At 59.3% G+C, this 19,734-nt stretch carries 17 protein-coding genes; 3 read left to right on the plus strand and 14 right to left on the minus strand.

Annotation, left to right across the window (positions count from 1 at the left end; translation table 11 throughout):
• Positions 1-6: 6 nt before the first annotated feature.
• The 3 genes from G3A56_RS16970 to ampC all read right to left on the minus strand — a co-directional run bounded on the left by G3A56_RS16970 (position 7) and on the right by ampC (position 4,519).
• Positions 7-1,593 (minus strand): ABC-F family ATP-binding cassette domain-containing protein, encoded by a 1,587-nt coding sequence (locus tag G3A56_RS16970; protein WP_082185942.1) that lies wholly within the window; start codon positions 1,591-1,593, stop codon positions 7-9.
• Positions 1,594-1,786: 193 nt separating this feature from the next.
• The gene (locus G3A56_RS16975) at positions 1,787-3,109 is read right to left on the minus strand and encodes a solute carrier family 23 protein (protein ID WP_035243439.1); all 1,323 of its coding nucleotides are present in this window, start codon (positions 3,107-3,109) and stop codon (positions 1,787-1,789) included.
• Between the two features lie 252 nt (positions 3,110-3,361).
• Positions 3,362-4,519, minus strand: coding sequence for a class C beta-lactamase (gene ampC / locus G3A56_RS16980; protein ID WP_082185941.1), 1,158 nt, complete (start codon positions 4,517-4,519; stop codon positions 3,362-3,364).
• Between the two features lie 132 nt (positions 4,520-4,651).
• On the opposite strand from ampC, the gene G3A56_RS16985 reads away from it, so the two are divergent.
• Positions 4,652-5,542 (plus strand): LysR family transcriptional regulator, encoded by an 891-nt coding sequence (locus G3A56_RS16985; RefSeq protein WP_035243394.1) that lies wholly within the window; start codon positions 4,652-4,654, stop codon positions 5,540-5,542.
• Here the strand turns inward: G3A56_RS16985 and chrA are convergent.
• From chrA to G3A56_RS17010, 5 genes are all read right to left on the minus strand, one after another.
• Positions 5,537-6,745: a chromate efflux transporter gene (chrA, locus tag G3A56_RS16990; RefSeq protein WP_082185940.1), complete on the minus strand. Its 1,209-nt coding sequence runs from the start codon at positions 6,743-6,745 to the stop codon at positions 5,537-5,539. The genes G3A56_RS16985 and chrA overlap by 6 nt on opposite strands.
• A 184-nt stretch (positions 6,746-6,929) precedes the next feature.
• The gene (locus G3A56_RS16995; protein WP_082186097.1) at positions 6,930-7,412 is read right to left on the minus strand and encodes a hypothetical protein; all 483 of its coding nucleotides are present in this window, start codon (positions 7,410-7,412) and stop codon (positions 6,930-6,932) included.
• Positions 7,413-7,544: 132 nt separating this feature from the next.
• Positions 7,545-8,087: a hypothetical protein gene (locus G3A56_RS17000; protein WP_082185939.1), complete on the minus strand. Its 543-nt coding sequence runs from the start codon at positions 8,085-8,087 to the stop codon at positions 7,545-7,547.
• Positions 8,088-8,318: 231 nt separating this feature from the next.
• Positions 8,319-10,187, minus strand: coding sequence for a tyrosyl-tRNA deacylase (locus tag G3A56_RS17005; RefSeq protein WP_167373939.1), 1,869 nt, complete (start codon positions 10,185-10,187; stop codon positions 8,319-8,321).
• A 50-nt stretch (positions 10,188-10,237) separates the two neighbouring features.
• Complete coding sequence (locus tag G3A56_RS17010) at positions 10,238-11,389, minus strand: hypothetical protein (RefSeq protein ID WP_246231378.1); 1,152 nt, start codon at positions 11,387-11,389, stop codon at positions 10,238-10,240.
• Between the two features lie 341 nt (positions 11,390-11,730).
• Here G3A56_RS17010 and G3A56_RS17015 point away from each other — a divergent pair, with 341 nt between their 5' ends.
• A complete protein-coding gene (locus G3A56_RS17015; RefSeq protein WP_139786445.1) occupies positions 11,731-12,543 on the plus strand; it encodes a hypothetical protein in 813 nt (270 codons plus the stop codon).
• On the opposite strand, the gene G3A56_RS17020 is transcribed toward G3A56_RS17015, so the two are convergent.
• The 6 genes from G3A56_RS17020 to G3A56_RS17045 form a co-directional block, all read right to left on the minus strand.
• On the minus strand, positions 12,498-13,307 hold the full coding sequence (locus G3A56_RS17020; protein WP_082185935.1) for an aspartate/glutamate racemase family protein: 810 nt from the start codon (positions 13,305-13,307) through the stop codon (positions 12,498-12,500). The two genes, G3A56_RS17015 and G3A56_RS17020, sit on opposite strands and share 46 nt — an antisense overlap.
• 11 nt (positions 13,308-13,318) lie before the next feature.
• Entirely contained in the window at positions 13,319-14,137 is an 819-nt protein-coding gene (locus G3A56_RS17025) for an ABC transporter permease (protein ID WP_082185934.1), read from the minus strand.
• Between the two features lie 3 nt (positions 14,138-14,140).
• Entirely contained in the window at positions 14,141-15,052 is a 912-nt protein-coding gene (locus G3A56_RS17030) for an ABC transporter permease (protein WP_082186096.1), read from the minus strand.
• A gap of 239 nt (positions 15,053-15,291) precedes the next feature.
• Positions 15,292-16,581, minus strand: a complete 1,290-nt coding sequence (locus G3A56_RS17035; protein ID WP_082185933.1) for an ABC transporter substrate-binding protein — start codon at positions 16,579-16,581, stop codon at positions 15,292-15,294.
• A gap of 30 nt (positions 16,582-16,611) precedes the next feature.
• Positions 16,612-17,697 (minus strand): ABC transporter ATP-binding protein, encoded by a 1,086-nt coding sequence (locus tag G3A56_RS17040; RefSeq protein WP_082185932.1) that lies wholly within the window; start codon positions 17,695-17,697, stop codon positions 16,612-16,614.
• Between the two features lie 213 nt (positions 17,698-17,910).
• Positions 17,911-18,891 carry a 3'-5' exonuclease gene (locus G3A56_RS17045; protein ID WP_082185931.1) on the minus strand — a complete coding sequence of 327 codons (981 nt, stop codon included), beginning with the start codon at positions 18,889-18,891 and terminating at the stop codon, positions 17,911-17,913.
• A 253-nt stretch (positions 18,892-19,144) separates the two neighbouring features.
• On the opposite strand from G3A56_RS17045, the gene G3A56_RS17050 reads away from it, so the two are divergent.
• Positions 19,145-19,654: an RNA polymerase sigma factor gene (locus G3A56_RS17050; protein WP_082185930.1), complete on the plus strand. Its 510-nt coding sequence runs from the start codon at positions 19,145-19,147 to the stop codon at positions 19,652-19,654.
• Positions 19,655-19,734 lie beyond the last annotated feature (80 nt).

Raw genomic sequence — 19,734 nt, forward strand, 5'->3', positions numbered from 1 at the left:
GGCAGTTTATGGAGTAGCGAGCTCCAGTCGCCGGTTGATATTGATGCCCTTCAGAAATGCCTCGTCATGGCTGACGACCAGCAATGCGCCATCATAGGCCCGCAGCCCTGCCTCTACGGCTGCAATGGAATCGATATCGAGATGGTTCGTCGGTTCATCGAGGATCAACAATTGCGGAGGCTGAGGACCACCCAGAACACAGGCGAGACCGGCCCGCAACATCTGCCCGCCAGAAAGGGTTTCAACCATCTGCAACGCGGCATCGGCGCGGAACATGAAGCGTGCGAGCGCTGCCCGGCAGGCATTTTCTCCCGCCTGCGGGTTAAGCTTTAGAAAATTGTCGCGGATTGACAGCGTCACATCCAGCAGGCTGACCTGCTGGTCCAGAAATGCGGATTTCACCGGAAGGTGCACTGTCCCGGCAAGCGGCAAAAGCTCACCCGTAATCACGGAAAGCAGCGTGGTTTTCCCCGACCCGTTCGGACCGCTGAGAGCAACGCGCTGCGGGCCGGTGATCTCGAAGGAGAGATCGCGAAGGACGGGCTGCTCGGGAGAATACCCCGCGGTCAAGTTTTGAAGGCTCAGCACGGTTCTGGTCGTGTGCAATCCGCTGGATGGCAAGGTGACGGTAACGCCCTGCAGGATTTCGATACGCTCGCGTGCGGCCTTCAGATCTTCAGTCGCTTCTGCGCTCAAACGGTGGGCGAGATTGGCATTGTCGCCGCTGGTTTTTTCGGCTCGCCTTTTCATCCCGCCGACCACAATGCGAGGCATGTCTCCCTTCGCAGCTTTTGCAGCACCCCTGGCGTCGCGGCGTGCTTTGCGCTCCACCACCTCCTGCGACCTGCGTTTCACCTCGGCCAATCGCTTTTCGGCGTTTGCGAAATCCTGTTCGGCAGCGGCCAGTTCCAGCGCCTTTTGGGCACGGTAATGGCTCCAGTTGCCGCCATAACGCGTGACGCCCAGCGTCGTCATCTCCACGATCGCATCAAGGGTTTCGAGAAGTTCCCGATCATGGCTGACGACGATCGCCCCGCCGCGCCAAGCCGCCAGAAAATCCGCGACAAAGGCACGTCCGGCCCGGTCGAGATTGTTGGTCGGCTCGTCGAGGATCAAGAAATCCGGCGCGGCGTTTATTTGTGCCGCAAGTGCGGCCCTTGTGCGCTGCCCGCCAGACAGGGCTGAAAGCGGCGTCGAGGGTGATGCATCAAGCCCGACCCGTGACAGCGCATCGACAATTTTCTCCTCCAGCATCCAGTCGACGTCGTTGAGTTCGTCAAGCGTCGCCGTTCCTGCCTGGGCGCGGTCGAGAACCTGCAGGGCGTCGCGCGCATCGAAGAGGTCCGCGACGGTTTTGTCGCAGCTGACCTGGACGCTTTGGCGCAGGACACCGATACGACCGGACACGGCGACAGTGCCGGCGGAAGGCGACAATTCACCGGCGATCAGCTTCAACAATGTCGTCTTGCCGACACCGTTGCGCCCGACCAGACCGGCACGTTCGAGACCGAAACGAAGATTGATATTGGAAAAAAGTGGATGACCGTCAGGCGTCGACCACGAGAGGTCCGAAAGAGTGATGGCGTGCGGCATGGATATTATTTCCCCGAATGACAAGGCTTTGTGGCTTTGCGGTCGGGTTAAAATCCATGGATCACCATCCTGTTCGTGCTGCGGACGACAGTTCTTTATGCGTGAAAAATGGCATGGTCGTGGCAAAGAAGGCTGGGTTTAGTGAGTTGCAGGGTGCACGATATCTCGTCCACCCTGCCCCGTATTCACTGGATTACTTGCCTTGCGCCTTCCTGCCGAGACCCAGCAGATGGTAAAAGGCGATTGCGCCGATCGTTGCCGTGCCGATGCCATCCAGCGTGAAGCCGGCGACATTGAGCTTGAAGTTGCCGGCGCCCAATACCAGTGCGATACCCACGGTAATGAGGTTGCGGGGCTCGGAAAAATCGACCTTGTTCTCGACCCAGATACGCCCGGCGGTCGCCGCGATCAGGCCGAAGACGACGACGGACAGGCCGCCAATGACGGGTCCGGGTATCGTCTGGATGAGTGCGCCGAATTTTGGCGAGAAACCGAGAATGATGGCGACCAGCGCTGCGACGAGGAAAACAAGCGTCGAAAAAATGCGTGTTATCGCCATCACGCCCATGTTTTCTGCGTAAGTCGTCATCCCCGTTCCGCCGAAGGCGCCGGAGAAGATGGTTGCGATGCCGTCGCCAATGAAGGCGCGGCCAAGATAAGGGTCGAGATTGCGACCGGTCATCGCACCTATCGCCTTGATGTGCCCAAGATTTTCCGCCACCAGAATGACAACGACCGGCGCGATCAGGGCAATGGCCGGCGCGGAGAATTCCGGCGTGGTGAATGTGGGCAGTCCGAACCAGGATGCCGCCGCAACGCCCGCAAAATCGACGGGCTTGCCGAGGTCGAAGCCATTGGCCAGAACCAAATAGGCAATATAGGCAATCGCACCACCGATGAGGATGGGCAACCGGCGCGCCATGCCCGGCGCATAGACCGCAATTGCACCGACGGATGCGACCGTCAAAATCGCAATCCAGCGCGATAGCTGGTCGCCATCGGGATTGCCCGGCCCCGTGCCGGAGGCGCTGGCGATGGCAATGGGTGCCAGCACGAGACCGATTGCAGCAACGATCGCGCCGGTCAGAACGGGCGGCATCAGCCGCTCGATCCAGTTATGGCCGACGATCATGACGATGACGCCGATCAGCGCATAAAGCACGCCGGCAGCAATGATGCCGCCCAGTGCAAGCGCGATGTTCGGGCTGGCAGCGCCCGCGGCCGCGCCGGTCGCCACCAGCACGGGACCGATAAATGCGAAAGACGAGCCGAGATAGCTCGGCACCCGGCCGCCAACGGCGATGAAGAAGATCAGCGTCGAGATGCCTGAAAACAGGATGGAAACATTCGGATCGAAGCCCATGATCAGTGGCGCAAGAACCGTGGAGCCGAACATCGCGACGACGTGCTGCAACCCAAGCACCGCGGTCTGCCCGGCAGGCAGCCGCTCATCCGGCATGATGCGCCCTTCGGTTTTCAATCGCCAACGCGGAAAATAGCCACCCGTATCGCTCATCATCGTCCCCCACGAACCGGCCGGCGCGCGCTGGACGGGCTTTTCCGTTTCAGTCCACAGCCGGGCAAAAAGATTTGTATTTCCATGATATGCGCCCGTCGACCGAGATCGAATCGGTGGCCGGCGCATCTTTTCTCCGGTAGCGCGATTGCCTGCTGCTGTCATCGGGTCGGGTACAGCCGAATGCGCTTTGACGCGGGAGAGAGCAACTCCCGCGCCTTAAACTTCGATGCCGGGACGCTGCACCGATGCTTATTCCGCCTTCTCGAGCGCCGTCAAAATCTCATAAGCCGCAGCAACCCGTTCCTCATTGGGATAGTTTTTATTGGCCAGAATGACGATGCCCCGTTTCTGTTCAGGTATGAACGCCACATAAGCGCCGAAACCATTGGTGGAGCCGGTCTTGTTGATGAAGACATCCTGCCGCGGTTTCATCGGCGGTGAGATTTCGGATACGGGCACTGTCTTGAGCAGGGCGCCGGAGTTCGCATCGGTGAGCGTCTTCAGGGCGGCCGGGTACGCATATTGCTCCCAGATCATATCCTGCGTCATGGCGCCGACGCTGAAATATCCCGTGTGGGTGTTGAGGATTGCCCGCTGTATTTTCCCGTCAAGTTTTTCCAGACCCATATTCGCGTTGACGAAACGGATCATGTCGTCGGCTGTCGATCTGACGCCATAAGCCTCTGAAGAAAGAATGGCGGGTGTCATGCGGGCCGGCTCGCCGGTTCTCTTATAGCCCTGCGCATAATCGGCCATCTTCGCCTTGGGCACGGTCGTGAAGGTGTTCTTCAATCCCAGCGCGGGAAACAGCGTGTCCTGCATGGCACTGTCAAAACCTTTGCGCATGGCCTTTGCAGTGACATATCCAAGCATTCCAATGCTGGGATTGGCATAACTTCTATGGGTTCCGGCCTTGTAGGACGGCTTCCAGGCCTTGAGATAGGCCATCAGCTGCTGTTCAGTCTTGATATTCTCGGGCACCTGAATGGGGAAGCCGCCGGCCGTGTGGGTGCCAAGATGCATCAGGGCGACATCGCCGAAGGGCTTGCCCTTCAGGGACGGCAGATAGTCACCCACCTTGCCGGAGAGCGACAGCTGGCCATTCAACTCCGCATAGGTGCTGAGTGCCACCGTGAATGTCTTGCTGATGGAGCCGAGTTCGAAAAGCGTTTGCGGGGTCACCGGCTGGCCCGTTTTTTTCGACATGACGCCATAGGTGAAGATGTGGTTTTCGCCACCGACACTGATGGCGACGGCCAGACCCGGAATGCCGTTTTTCTCCATGACCGGCTTGATCGCGGCATCCGCAATCGCCTTCAGCCTGGCATCATCAGCAGCGAGTGCCTGCGTAAACAGGCCAGCCGAGAGCAAGGCGGTCAGTGCGACATGTCTGCGATTCAGTTTCATCTTTCGCTTTCTCCAAAACCTAAGGTGGATTTTCGGCGCGTGCGCCGCCCCAGCGAAAGACGTTTAACCGCCCTACATTGCACGAACAAATCATGATATCTCGGAGGAGACATAATAAAATCTAGGTCTCGAATGGTTCGGCAATTTCTTCCCCTGAATGGCTTGAGGGCGTTTGAGGCCTCAGCCCGGCACCTCAGCTTCACCCGCGCGGCCATCGAACTGTGTGTGACGCAGGCGGCGGTGAGCCAGCAGGTGAAAGGGCTGGAAAAGCGGCTTGGGGTTTCGCTTTTCCAGCGGCTTCCAAGAGGTTTGAAAATCACCGCCGAAGGCGAGGCCCTTTTGCCGACGGTCACCAGTTCCTTCGACCAGATGGCGACCACGCTTGACAGGATAGAGGCAGGACAGGTGCGCGAGCTGCTGTTTCTGGGAGTTGTGGGAACCTTTGCCGTGGGCTGGCTGCTGCCCCGCCTGAAGGCATTTCAAAAGCAGCATCCATTCATCGATGTCAGGGTTTCCACCAACAACAACCGGGTGGACATGGCCGCCGAAGGGCTGGATTTTGCCATTCGCTTCGGTCAGGGCTCCTGGCACGGCACGGATGCTTTCCGGCTTTTCGAGGCGCCCCTGTCGCCCCTGTGCACGCCGAAACTGGCGGAAACGCTGAAATCACCCGCCGATCTCGCGGAGGCAACGCTGCTGCGCAGCTACAGATCCGACGAATGGGCCACGTGGTTTGCGGCAGCTGGCGTGGCACCGGTGGCTCAGGTGAATGCCGGGATCGTTTTCGATACGTCGCTCGGCATGATGGAGGCCGCCTTGCAGGGGCTGGGCGTGGCGCTCGCCCCGCCCTCGATGTTTTCGCGGCATCTTTCCTCCGGGGAGATCCTGCAGCCCTTTCCCATCACCATATCGCTTGGCAGCTACTGGCTGACGCGGTTGCAATCAAAACCGCAGACGGCGGCCATGCAGGCCTTTTCCGACTGGATGTTCGCCAATATTGGTCCTGCGCAGGACGGCCTATGAGAGGGCAAGCAGGACGCCGCCAATGGCGGAGATGACCACGACAATCCATGGCGGCGTTTTCCACACCGTCAACAGGATGAAGCCGGTCAGCGCAAGCGCGAAATCCTTCTGGGTGAAGATGGCGCTTGTCCACACCGGATCGTAAAGTGCTGCGCCGAGAATGCCGACAACGGCGGCGTTTGCCCCGCGCATGGCCGCCTGCGCCATAAGATGCCTGCGAAACCCTTCCCAGAAGGGCAGCGCGCCGACGAGCAGCAGCATGCCCGGCAGGAAGATCGCGATAAGGGCAATGGCCGCCCCAACAATGCCGTTGGGCTGCGGCCCCACCACCGCACCGAGATAAGCGGCAAAGGTGAAAAGCGGGCCGGGAACGGCCTGGGTTGCGCCATAACCCGCAATAAATGCATCTTCCGTGACCCAGCCCGTTGCGACGACTTCCGATTGCAGCAAGGGCAGCACCACATGGCCACCACCGAAGACGAGCGCGCCGGCACGATAAAACGCATCGAACAGGGATAGGCCCTGCAATCCGGCCATTGCCGCAATAGCCGGCAGGAAAGCCAGCAGAAGCGCGAAAATGGCGAGCGCGATGTATCCAATGCTTTTCGGCACCCGGAATGCGAGATGGGCGGCCTGACGTGTGGCATTCGTGCGGCAGAAGGCGAGACCGGCAATAGCCCCGACGGCAAGTGCGAGGATCTGGCCGAAGGCACCGGCGAGAAACACGACGCAGATGACGCCTGCCAGCGCAATGCTGGCGCGTTCACGATCCGGGGCGAGGCTTTTCGCCATGCCCCAGACCGCCTGCGCCACGACGGCGACGGCAACGATCTTCAGGCCATGCAACAGGCCGGTGCCGACCGGCCCCTCAATGGAGGCGGCAACCATGGCGAAGAAAAAGAGGAGGATGGCGGATGGCAGGGTAAACGCCGTCCACGCCGCCAGCGCGCCAAGCGGGCCTGCCCGCAGCAGCCCGAGCGCAAAACCGACCTGGCTGGAGGCCGGACCGGGAAGAAACTGGCAGAGCGCCACGAGATCGGCATAACCCGCCTCATCGATCCATTTGCGCCGGATGACCAGTTCATCGCGGAAATAACCGAGATGGGCGATGGGACCGCCGAAGGAGGTGACCCCGAGTTTCAGGAAGGTTGCGAAAACCTCGCCGGGTGTGCCGTGCTTATGGCTGTCCGCTTCGGTGCGCATGGCCTGTGTTGACGATTTCACGAAAGAACTCCCTGCGTGCAACGGCTGCTCGTCAACACTGTCGGCCTCAAAATGATTTCGGTATCAGACACTATTACGACAGGGATATGAAGGGGCTGGCTGGGTCGACACCGGAAAGTCGCGCTCACTCTCCGGCGTCTTTGGCAATTATCCGGCGAAGGGCCTATCGCTCGGTCGGCAACAATGCGGCGAAGTGCGAAATCCAGCCATTTTCATCGGTACCGCCGGAGAAACCCGTGGCATCCCAGATGATGTGATGCCTGTTGCTGCCGCTGTGAATGGTCACCGCGGCGGCGATGGGGGTCGGGGATCGCCACGAAAAGTTCCGGTTCGCCCCCGGTGCGAGGTGGCTGAGGGATTCAAGCTGAACATCGTCGAGGAACAGCACCGTGCTCATCTCGGTCTCATAGAGGTTCTCCCATCGCGCCTGCGCCAGCGCATTTGCCGCCTCAACGAGAAGATTGCTCTCACCCACGGGATCGGCCAGGGCCGCCCGGCGCCATGCGGCGAAGATACCGGCGATATCGTCCATATCGAGCCCAAGGCTTGAGAGGAACTCGATGGTCTGGTCATTGCCGAAGGCATCGTAGCCCGCTTCACCGAAGGGCCGGATATGCTTGACCACGAAATTGCTGAGAATTGGCATTTTTATCTCCTTTTTGAGCATGAGCCACCTGTTCCCGGACATTGATGTGCAGGGTCGGTTGGCAGGATTTGTGGGTTGATCTGGGTGCCGGGATATCTCCGGCGACAGATGGAAAGAAGGTAGGCTTGCCGCTTAGCCGAAGATGATGGCGACGCGGGCTGGCATTTCCAGGAATTCCCGCAGGCCGATGCGTGTTCTGGTGCCGCCCTGTCCGGCCGGCCATGGATCGAGGATATGAAGATCCAGATCCTTGCCATTCACGGTGTAGCCATAGACGAGGTAGTAGTGGATATGCGTGCCGATGACGAAGACGCGGTTGTTATCGATTTCGCGTCTGGCGATATCGGCCGTCAGGCCGTCGACAAAGTGGCCGCCGGTCGTCGTGTGATCGAAGGCATTCCACTGGCTGGAAACCAGCTTGACGATATTGCTGTTCGGATTGGCGCCGCCCAGTTCATTGATGCTGGCGGACTGATCCAGAACCTGCGCCAGCTCCCAGCGCTCCTGAACCTGCGGATCGACGGTCGCAAGCGCTGCGGTATTGCGCCGCGCAATCTCGTATTGTGTGGCTGGGCCGAGCCCGTAATAGGCTCGTACCATCTGTTCGACGGCGGCAAAGCACCAGGCGGCGGTCGCCTGGGCGATCAAGGCGGGAGGGTTGTTGACTGTTGGCATGGTCTTCTCCTTCTTGAAAATGACGGGGCACGGATTGCGCTTCGATGGCGACCGGATACCCGCTTTGATGTTTCACAGGGTGGGTGTTGAGGTTTCGGTGAGGCTGGCCGTCCTGCCGGCATATGCGCCGGCAGGACACTGCCCGTGATCTTCCGGAGGGGACGAGTACCGCTTAAGACCACGGATACGCTTCCTGCCCGGCCGGGACAGGAAGTGCAGTCGCGAACAGGATCAGCCGGTTTTGCTCAGATCCTGGCGATAGGCCTGCAACGACGCGATTTTTGCGTCCGCCGCGGCCTCGCGTTCGGCGACGATGGCCGAGACCTTTTCCGAGGCTTCCGCCATATAGTTCGTGAGATCAGTGCCGGTGAGATATTTCCCCTGCAGCTTGTTGAGCTTCGACCATCCATCCGCAAAGCTGCGGTTGAACCTGTCGCTGACGGTCGCGACCGCATACCATTGGCCGGTCTGCCTGACGAAGAACTCGTTGACGGAGCGGACGAGCTGGGCGAGGCGGTTCTTGCGGATGACCTCCAGTTCGGCCACGTTGTCGATCGCCTTGATCTGGTGCTCGGCATCGTCGGCCACGGCCTGCATGAAATCGGCGAAGCTTTTGAAGAAAAAGGCAATTTCTTCAATGATTTCCTTCATGCGTTTCAGCGCCGTAATGCTGACATTGAGGGATTGGACCGCAAGCTTGATCTTGTCGTCCTCGGCCTGTTTCCCCTTGAGCAGAGCGTTGATCTTTATGAGTTCGGCGGCCTGGGTGCGGCGTTCGTTCTCATAGGCTTCCGCCTTGTCGATCATCTTCATCTGCATGTCGCGCAGGCTTGCGGCCTGTTGCTGCTGCTCGTCGGTGAGCTTGCCGAGCCCCTTGTCGAGCGCGTCGAGTGAAGCCTGCAGGCTGGAAATCAGGGTCTGCTGACCTGCAATCTTTTCCTCCTGCGCTTTCAGTTCCGCGGCGCGGGCGGTCAGACGTTTATCGAGTTCGGCAAGTTCCACGGCCTTGCTCGATTTCGGGTCAGCGCCGTCGGCGTCTTTCGCCAGCGCCGACCTGCTGTCCTCCAGCGATTTGATGTCCGTCTTCAAGCTATCGCGTTTTTCCTCGCTCTTGCGCAGTTCTGCCTTCTGCTCGGAAAGCTTGCTCTGGGTGGCTGCCCCATCCGACTTTCCGCCGCCGGTTGTCGGTGTGCGCGAGCCGCCGCCCTGCCCCTGCCCGTCGGCATCCTGGCCACCCCTGGACTGCCCTTGAAGCGCGCCGCCGACCGAAGAGGCCAGCATGGAGGCCGGGCCGCCCGCCACCATGGCGATTGCGGGGATGGCGCTTGAAATCATCTGTGCGCCGACCCGGACGATCGACATGATAAAAGCACGCTCCTCGGCCGTATTGGCCCGCCTTTCATATTCGCGGGCCTTCTTTTCGAACTCCGCAACCTGCGCCTTCAGATCATTCACAAGCGCTTCAAGCTGCTGACGACGCGCGTCGGCCTCGCGGATCTCCCGCTCCATCGTCGCCTTGTCTTCCAGACGCTTGCTCAATACCATTTCGCTGGCATCGGTGATCTGCGCCGTTGCCTTGATGATGTCGTCATAGGTGGAGGCGACCTTAAGGAGATCGTCCCGCACTTCCAACGCCTTGTCGCGGATGCTTTTCGCGAGCTTGATCAAATCGTTGGAGACGAAGGCCTTGATCTCGCTTTGGTCATTTCCCTCGCGGACGTCCAGCCACTCCGGGAAGAGATCGTCGACTGAAATGCGGACGCGATTGGCAATATCCATCGCATGCCTCATGGTGATTTCACTGTTCTGCTGCGCCTTTATCAGGCTGTCCATGATGGCGCTGATGCGGCCGCGGATTTTGCCTTCTTCCTGCGGCGTGGTGTTATAGGCGATGTAGAGCAGGTCGATCGCATTGTCGGTGTCGCGCTTGGCGCGCTCGACATCATAGGTTCCCTGGATCTTGTCGACATAATACCGGACGAGCGCCGTATCCGCTTTGGGAAGGCTGAATTCCGGCTTCGACACGATCGCCTCGACATCGGCGTCGATCGCGCTGTTCAGTTTGGCTTCCCGGCTTTCGAGATTAACGACATTGTTCATTTTCATGCTCCTGTTGATGGGTGGTTATGGAGAGTCATGGGGTTGATCGTTTACGATCCGCACTGCTTCTTCGCGTCATCAGGCAGTCCGGCCTCGGTGGAGGAAATGAACTGCGGCACGTCGTTGGTCAGGCCGTCGATCTCGGCGGACAGCCGGTTGACCTGACGTATTTTCGCGTCGTCAGGATTGACCTCGCGCGCTTCCTTGAGAGCATTGGTGAAGTTGCCGACCTGAGTGTTAAAGTCCTGCACCTTGACATTGATGGTGGAAATCGCCGCTTTGAGCCGGGTGATCTGCTCTTCCAGAGTTTTCACCGCATTCTCGTTTTCCGCGTGGCTCTGCTTTGCCGCCGCAAGCTGGCGGCGATTGTTATCGAGCTGGTTGCGAACGCCTTCAAGAGCCGACCGGGCATTGTCCAGCCGCGGCAGCGCGGTGCGGTAGTCCCTCTCCGCGTCGTTCATCCAGCCAAACGCCTTCACCGCGGCGTCACCGGCCTGGCAAATGCCCGGCAGGAAGAAGAGGACCCCGCTGCATATTCTTACTCTCTTGGCCTGCTCGTCCCTTTCCCTTCGGGCTTTTTCGAAGGTGGCCTGACGCGCCCTGACGTTCTCGCTCTCGGATCGAACGAGATCCTCGTAGCCCTTCACGCTGCTTTCGGACTGCACCACCTGCCGTTCCAGCTCGATCTGCAGATACTTGGCCTGCCCCAGCGCCTTTTCGCGGTCGGCGCTGAGCTGCTGCTGCGCCGTCAGATGCTCCATCAGGCACACGGATCGACGGCCGAGCAGCTCCCGGCTTGCTTCCGCCTGCTCCAGTTTCGATTGAAAGACGGCCAGCTGCTCGGCAGACAGGGTGGCCGCATCGGCAGGTGCCACATAGCGCATCGCCGGCAAATCGAACTGCGCCGCGATTGCGACGAGGCCGGCAAAAATAACATGTCGAAGTTGCATCGCTTCATCCTCCTTGGAGAATTGGGGGGGTGGATAAAAAGGCATTGCGAAGCCGGTGGCCGTCCGGCATCGCTGCCGACCGCGCCGTGAACCCGGTAGAAACATCTGGATGTCAGCTAGCCCGGGATGCATCCTCTGCAACGTCGTCAAGCCCAAAAAAACAACCATCAAAGATTGTGTTTCCAGATACCCAACGAAAGATTTCGCATCCACGGACATATAAAAATAGGCAATAAAAACAGGCGATAACATTCTCGTTAGCGCGACTTCCATAAACCGTTTCAAAAGAACACATATTTTAACGCGCCCTTTAACATTCAATTTATGAGAGTATTTTTTAATACCGTTCAATGAGACGGCGGGGGAGTGCAACAAATTGCACATATCCCCATGACCGCAAATTCTGGGCTGTCCCGCCTTCAATGAATGGGCGTAGCCGGCGCATGAAACTCACGCCTTGGATTTCGCCATAAAGTAGTGACGACCTAGAAGCCTACGGGAGAAAGGCATCTCGAAGAGAGATTTCGCAAGTTTCAAAACCGCTCCCGCAGGGGAATTCCGTTCGGCCGCCGCCGGACATGCTTCTCGAGAGGTTGACCCCACTTGCGAACCGGATTCTGAACGACGAGGCTTTTGATGAGGCGGTCACCCACCTTTGCGCGCAGATATCGATCGTGTTTCGGCGGGAACGACGCCTTGTTCGTGCGATCGGCGATTTCGGCGCATTCGCCACCGTTGTGTGCGCTCTCGGGCTGGGGTCTATCCATGGCCGACAGTTCACATTGGCCGCGGTTCAGGCGATCGTCGTCCCGAGAGGGTGGGTCTCCAGCCGCAGGACACGGGCGTTGATCGACTGGCTTGAGCTTGAGGGCACGGCACAGCGGCATCCGCCGAGCCACGATAACCGCGAGCGCCCATGGTCGTTGAATGGCTGGCTGGTTCTCGCGGTGCAGACGCTGGCAACGGCCTATCTCGCGGCAGCCTCGCCCTGGGTCGAACATAGGGCGGAGACGCCCGGGATGATGTCGGCCGGAGCAAGCGCCCTTATCGAGGGGGTGAGCTGGCTTTTGAGGCACACGGACGAACTGCATCCGGTCTCGGAGGAAACACGGATGTTTATGGGGCACGCGCCCGGGTTCCCCATCCTGCTGGACCTTGTATTTGCCACCAAAACCAGCGCATTTGATGCAACGGGCTGCGAGTTTTCCCGCAAGGCGGCAGCACGCGCCTACGGTATCAGCCGCGCCCACGTCACGGCGCTCCTGGCGAGGGCAGAGCGACTGAATTTCCTGCGGAGAAACGGCTCCAGAATAGTTCTGGGCGATCAGACATTGCGAAATGTGCAACGCGATCTGGCCTATCAGCTCGCCTTCGTTGTTTTATGGTCGGCGAGTTCCAAACCTTGACGGTCTCCATGGCTCCCTGAGGAAGCAACCATTCTGTCCGGCTGGAATGTTTCCAGCAATCCGCGATAGGGCTTGAGGACCGGCGTGGCATAAGCGCCGCGTTTGGCCGTCGAAAGCCCCATTGCCACCAGCGCTTCCGCCTGCTTGACGGCGGCGGCGACGCCATCGATGACGGGCACGCCGAATTCGCTGCGCAATTCGGCGGTAAGGTCGGCCATGCCGGCACAGCCGAGCACGATCGCCTCCGCACGGTCATTCTTCAGCGCCAGCGAAATCTCTTCGCGCAGCCTTTCGCGGGCATTCGAGCCGGGCTCTTCCAATGACAGGACGGGAATATCGGCGGCACGCACATTGCAACGGGAAGACATGCCGTAGCGATGGACGAGATGTTCGAGCGGCAGCCGTGACCGCTCCATCGTTGTCACGATGGTGAACCTTTGTGCGATGAAGACGGTGGCGGAAACCGCCGCCTCGCAAATGCCGATGACCGGTATATCGGCAAGTGCACGGGCCGCATCGAGCCCCGTATCATCGAAACAGGCAATGATGGCGGCATCCGCACCGAGCGCCGGAGCCTTTGCAATCTCCAGCAGCAGGCCGGGCACGGCGAAAACCTCGTCATAATATCCCTCGATGGAAACAGGCCCCATGGATGAGGTGACGGCCAGGATTTCCGTTCCCGGATTGGATACACGCACCGCCGCATCGGCGATCGTCTCGGTCATGGATTGCGTCGTGTTCGGATTGATGACGAGGATGCGCATGGTGTGTTTTTTCATCCACGCAAATGGCGGCGGTTCAGGGTGACGATCAGGCCGAGCGTGCCCGCAATCACCAGGAAGGAAAACAGGGTCGTGACAGCGCCAAGCGCATAAAGCACCGGCGTCGTGACATTGGTGGTCATGCCGTAAATTTCCAGCGGCAGGGTATTGTAGGTGCCCGATGTCATCAGCGTGCGGGCGAACTCGTCATAGGAGAGCGTGAAACCGAACAGGCCGACGCCGATCAGGCTCGGCGCGATCATCGGCAGCACCACATGGGCAAATGTTTGCCAGGAGGACGCGCCAAGGTCACGGGCTGCCTCCTCATAGGATGGCGAGAAGCGGTTGAACACGGCCAGCATGATGAGCACCCCAAATGGCAGCGTCCAGGTGAGATGCGCGCCGAAAGCTGATGTATACCATGAAGGTTCCAGCCCAAGCTGCTGGAAAAGAACACCAATACCAAGCGAAATGATGATTGACGGAACCACCAGGCTGGCAACGGAGAGATAAAAAAGCGGTGTCGCGCCGATGAATTTTCGCCGGAAGGCAAGGCCGGCCAGAAGCGAAACGATGACGGTGACGATCATGACCATCAGCCCAAGCCCGAAGGAGCGGCGGAACGAGCCGCCGAAATCACCGACCGCCTGCTGTTCGAAGAGATTGGCGAACCAGTGCAGCGAAACACCGTTCAGCGGAAAGGTCAGTCCGCCATTCGGCCCCTGAAAGGCAAGGATGAGGATTGCTGACAGCGGGCCGTAAAGGAACAGCACGAAGAGGGTGAAAAAGAAGGCGAGGATGTAAAATTCGCGTCCACGTTTTTCCGAATGCATGGGTCACAGCTCCTTGCGGATATCGACGATGCGCAGGATGCCCGCGACCATCAGGAGAACGAGGATGAGCAGGATGACGGCGTTGGCGGCGGCGGCCGGATATTGCAGTAGCGACATCTGGTTCTTCATCATCAGCGCCACCGACGCGCTCTGCCCGCCGGACATGACCTGAACCGTGGAGAAATCGGCCATCACCAGCGTCACGACGAAGATGCTGCCAATCGCCATGCCGGGTTTGGCAAGCGGAATGATGACGTTCCAGAGCGTCTGCCAGCCCGTCGCGCCGGCATCGCGCGCCGCTTCAATCAGCGCTTTGTCGATGCGCATCAGCGTATTGAAGATCGGCGTGACCATGAACAGCGTATAAAGATGCACCATGGCCAGCACCACGGCGAAATCCGAATAAAGCAGCCACTCAATCGGCGCGGGCACGATGCCGGCGCTGACCAGCGTGCTGTTGACCAGCCCGTTGCGCCCTAGAACGGGTATCCACGAAATCATGCGGATGATGTTCGACGTCAGGAACGGCACGGTGCAGATAAGGAAGAGCACCATCTGCATGGTGGTGGTGCGAATGTGAAAAGCGAGGAAATAAGCGATCCAGAAACCGCAGAACAGCGTGATGGCCCAGACGATGGCGGCATATTTCAGGGTATTGAGATAGGTCTGCCAGGTGACCCAGGAGCCCAGCGTTTCCAGATAGTTGAAGGTCACGAAATCGGGATACATCTGGGCGAAGTCATAGTCCCAGAAGCTGACGAGGGCGATCATGAGGATCGGCAGAAGCAGAAAGAAGCCGAGGATCAGGAAAAGCGGCGTGGCCTGAATATAGGACACGAGCTTTTGCGGAAGCGCCAAGCTGCGGGGCGGCCTGTCCTTTTTGTCGCTGACGCCGATGAGTCTGACCGTCACCATCATGAAGCCTTTCGCTGGATTTGCTGAAGCACCGGCGGCGATGTCGCCAGCGAGCATGTTGACAAGTCCTCCGCACTCTCGACGTCATCCTCGGGCTTGACCCGAGGATCTAACCACGTCCGATGTGGTGGTTCGTTAGATCCTCGGGTCAAGCCCGAGGATGACGGAGGAGAGGTTGGGGTGCCTGCCGCTTTCAGGACTGGTGACGACAAGCCGCCACCAGTCCTCTGTCTTTTACATCAGGCCGCGATGAATTCGTTCCAGCGGCGGACCATGTAGCGGTCCTCGTCCATCACCGAGTTCCAGCAGGCGACCTTGCCCATGCGCTCCTCGAAGGATCCGCCATCGCGCACGGCGCCCGCCTTTTCCATGACCTTGCCGTCCGGGGCGATGATGTCGCCCTGCGCCGGCTTGCCTTCGACCCAGTAACCCCACTCGTCGGCGGACATATGCTCTTTTGCCGTTTCCATGGCGGCAGAGTAATAGCCCTGACGGTTGAGATAAGCGCCGACCCAGCCGGACGTGTACCAGTTGATGTATTCATAGGCCGCATCGAGTTTTGCGCCCGAAAGGTGCTTGGCAAGGCCAAGACCGCCGCCCCAGGAGCGATAACCTTCCTTCAGCGGCTGGTATTTGCAGGCGATACCCTTGGAGCGGACCGCGGCGACGGCGGGCGACCACATGGACTGGATGATGACTTCGCCTGATGACATGAGGTTCACGCTTTCATCGAAGCTCTTCCAGAAAGCGCGGAACTGGCCGTCCTTCTTCGCCTTGATGAGAAAGTCGATGGTCTTGTCGATCTCCTCCTTGGTCATGTTGCCCTTGTCGGCATATTTGATGTTGCCCATGGCCTCCATGATCATCGCCGCATCCATGATGCCGATGGAGGGGATGTTGAGGATGGAGGTCTTGCCCTTGAACTTCGGGTCCATGATATCGGCCCAGCTGGTGATGTCGCGGCCAACGAGATCGGGGCGAATGCCGAGCGTATCGGCATTGTAGATCGTCGGAACCATGGTGAAATAATCGGTCTCGCCCTTGGCGAACGTCTTGTCGCCGGGCTTTTCGACGAAACCGACGGTGTGCGGGGCCGTGCCCTGCGCCACGACACTATCCGGCTTCAGCTTGCCGTTTTTGAATAGCGGCACGATCTTGTCGTAATATTTCAGCTTCTTGATTTCCATCGGCTGGATGACACCCGCCGGATAGACCTTCTTCAGGATCCAGTATTCGATATCGGCAATGTCGTAGGAATTCGGCTGGGTCACGGCGCGCTGGGCGGCGGCATCGGAATCCGTCGCCGTCATTTCGAGCGTGATGCCGAGATCGGCCTTGCACTTTTCGGCAATGGCATTGAGGTTCGACACACCAGTGCCGAACTGGCGGATGGTGATCGGGTTCTGCGCCCAGATGGTCGGGAAGCCGGTGATGAGGCCGGAGCCGATCGCCGCACCCGTGGCGGCAGCACCCGCCTTGAGAAGGCCACGGCGGGAAAGGCCGGTCTTGATCTTGGAGGTATCGGTCATTTCAAAGTTCTCCTCTGGTTATTTTTGGGGTCACTTCTCTACCCGGCCGAGCACGATGGCATCGGCCGCATTCCATGAAAGCGGTATGGCGTCGCCGGTCCTGACCGGCTTTTCAAAAAAGGCGGCATCGCTGAGGATGACGTTGAAATCCTCGATACCCGCGCCGCTGACGGCGATCTTCACGCTCGCACCGCGATATTCGACATTCGAGACGATGCCGGTAAAACCGAAGCCCGGCTGATCCGCCTCCCCCACGCGCACGCGGTCGGTACGGATGGCGATATCGACCGCGCCGTCATCAGGGGCGGTGCCGCTGGCCGTGAATGCGCCGCCGCCAGCCACCTCCAGCGTGACGAATTCGTCGGCCTTCTGTTTGAAACGCCCGGAAATGACATTGTGGTCGCCCATGAAACGGGCGACGAAAGCGGTCGCCGGGCGCTCGAACACCTCGCGTGGCGTCGCCGCCTGCTCGATACGGCCATCATTCATGACGACGATGACATCTGCCAGCGCCATGGCCTCTTCCTGGCTGTGCGTGACGTGAACAAAGGTGATGCCAAGCGAGGTCTGCAGCTTCTTCAACTCGGCGCGCATGCGAATTTTGAGGAAAGGATCGAGTGCCGACAGCGGCTCATCCAGCAGCAACGCCTCGGGATCGGTGATGAGCGCGCGCGCCAGCGCCACGCGCTGCTGCTGCCCGCCGGAAAGCTGGGCCGGCCGCCGGCTGGCATAGGGTTCAAGCTGCATCAGCCGCAGCATATCGAGCGCCTTGGTGCGGCGCGTCTCCCTGTCCACACCCTTCATCTTGAGGCTGAAGGCGACATTGTCGACGAGATCGAGATGCGGAAACAGCGCATAAGACTGGAACATCATCGCCGTGCCGCGCCGGGCGGGCGGCAGATCGGTGACCACCACATTGCCCAGCCGGACATCACCACTGGAAATGCTTTCATGGCCGGCAATCATTCGCAGCGTCGAGGTCTTTCCGCAGCCGGAGGGGCCAAGCAGGCAGCAATAGCTTCCCGCCGGAATCTTGAGACTTATCGCATGCACGGCAGTGGTGTTGCCGTAGATCTTGGAAACGGAAGCGATGTCGATTGCTGCGGCTTTGCTCATGAACACTCTCCTGCGACAACCTTGTCATGCAGGAGGCGTGCCAATCCGCTTTGCCATTGATCTAAAAGGCGATTTCAGAACGGCTTGCGGACCCGACCGCTCGGCTGCTCAAATTTGCAGCGATTGTTTTCGATTGACTGTAGAAATTGTATGCGATCTTGCCGGGGGATTTACGCGGCGAGGCTGATCGGCATACGCCAAGTTGCCGCTATCCTACCCGGTCTTGAACCGATCGAACGCCGTCAGATATTTGACCGTCGGATCGGCATCCCAGCGGTAGATTTCAGTCCGGAGGAAATGCAGCTCTTCTTCGAGCCTTTCCTCCGGCAGTTCCACCCACCAGGATTTAGGCCGGCCGTCGGAACCGTCCGACCAGCGGTAGCCGCGCTTTTTCAGGTGATCCTTCATGTCAAACGGGCTGTTTTCCGCGTAAATGCGGACCCGCGACAACCGGCTTGCCTCATGGAGTTCCGAAAATGGCGTTCCGGTTTGGCCGGGCCGCTCCTGTTCCAGCACTTCCAGCAGCGCAAAACAATCGTCGACGGCGCGGTGGCCATCGTGGAAATAACCGGATTGTCCAATCAGATATCCAAGCTTGGTGCCTTCAAAGCCCCGCGCCCGCCAGTCTATCTCCTTTACGGAACAGGCCCAGGCCTTGTCGCGGAAGATCGGCGAGAAGGTCTCGCAAAAGGGACGGTCGAAGCCGGCATTGTGGGCAATGATCAGATCGGCATCTGTGACAAGCGAGGTCAGCCGGTCGATGTCTATCGTCTGTCCGGCAACCATTGCATCGGTAATACCTGTCAGGCGCGTGATCTCTTCGGGAATGGCAACGCCCGGCTGGTGCAGACCGCCATAGATGCCGGTGACATCGCCGATTGTACCCTGATCATCGAATGTGAAGGCGATGACGCCGATTTCGATGATCTCATCGGTTCGATGGTTGAGGCCCGTCGTCTCGGTATCGAGGATCACGCCTCGGCGGGGGAAACCCGGCCGCGGCCGCTCGATGACCGCGCGGGGCTGCAGCCTGCGCAGGATACGGTAGTTGCCGGTGGATTCGAGATATCCGGCCAGAGCCTCATCGTCAGAAACCGCCTTCTGTGTCGTTTCCCGTCCAGCCGCTTTTCGCTCTTTTTCGGCCTTTGGAAGCCGCGCGGCTGCGGGAGCGAAAAAATCCAACTGGGAGGTCATTATGGTCCTGTCCGCCTTGGCCGGAAATCGAGATTGAGTAGTCCAGCATATGCGCAGAGGCTTAACGTCACAACAGCGGTTACCGTCATCCACAGAAACCGGGTCACATCTGCTGGAAGGGCGTGGCCAAAGCACGGTCAATGGCGCAGCACCACGGCAATCAGCCAAACCATTTTAACATGATTATTTCAGTTAAGTATTGAAATGACGCGCCGTGCGGGGTATCGCCTCAAACGCAATCCTCAGGTCGGTCATGACGCAACGCGACGACAAATTCCTTTCGGCATTCCTGAAAACGCAGTCGGACATCAAGCGATATCTGACGCGGATGACGGGTTCCCGGGAGGATGCCGAGGATCTTGCCCACGAAGCCTGGATCAAGCTGGCGAGGAACAGTTCGAATGCGTCCGAAGCCCCCGTGCCCTATCTCAAGCGGATTGCAAGGTCGCTTGCAATCGATCACGGGCGGGGCCGCAAGCACCGCGCAACGACCGAACAGATCGAGGATGCCCTTTCAATTCGCGACGAACGGCCGGGACCGGACCAGCAGGTGATCGATCGCGACCAGATCCGGGAACTCATGCGCGTCATCGGCGAGTTGCCGGATCGCCAGCGAAAAATGCTTGTCGCAGCCCGGCTGGAGTTTCGCCCCCATGCCGAGATCGCGGAGGAATTCCATGTCTCGACCCGCACGGTGGAAATGGAAATCAACCGCGCGATCAATTACTGCATGGAGAAAATGGGACATGAGCGACGCAGATAATTTTCGGATTTCCGGTTGCCAATCGTTAGAGCTAATGAGGTTCATGTGAAATTCCTGCACCAAGGCGCGCTTTTGATAGG

It is taken from the genome of Rhizobium oryzihabitans, from assembly GCF_010669145.1.
Classification (GTDB): Bacteria; Pseudomonadota; Alphaproteobacteria; order Rhizobiales; family Rhizobiaceae; genus Agrobacterium; species Agrobacterium oryzihabitans.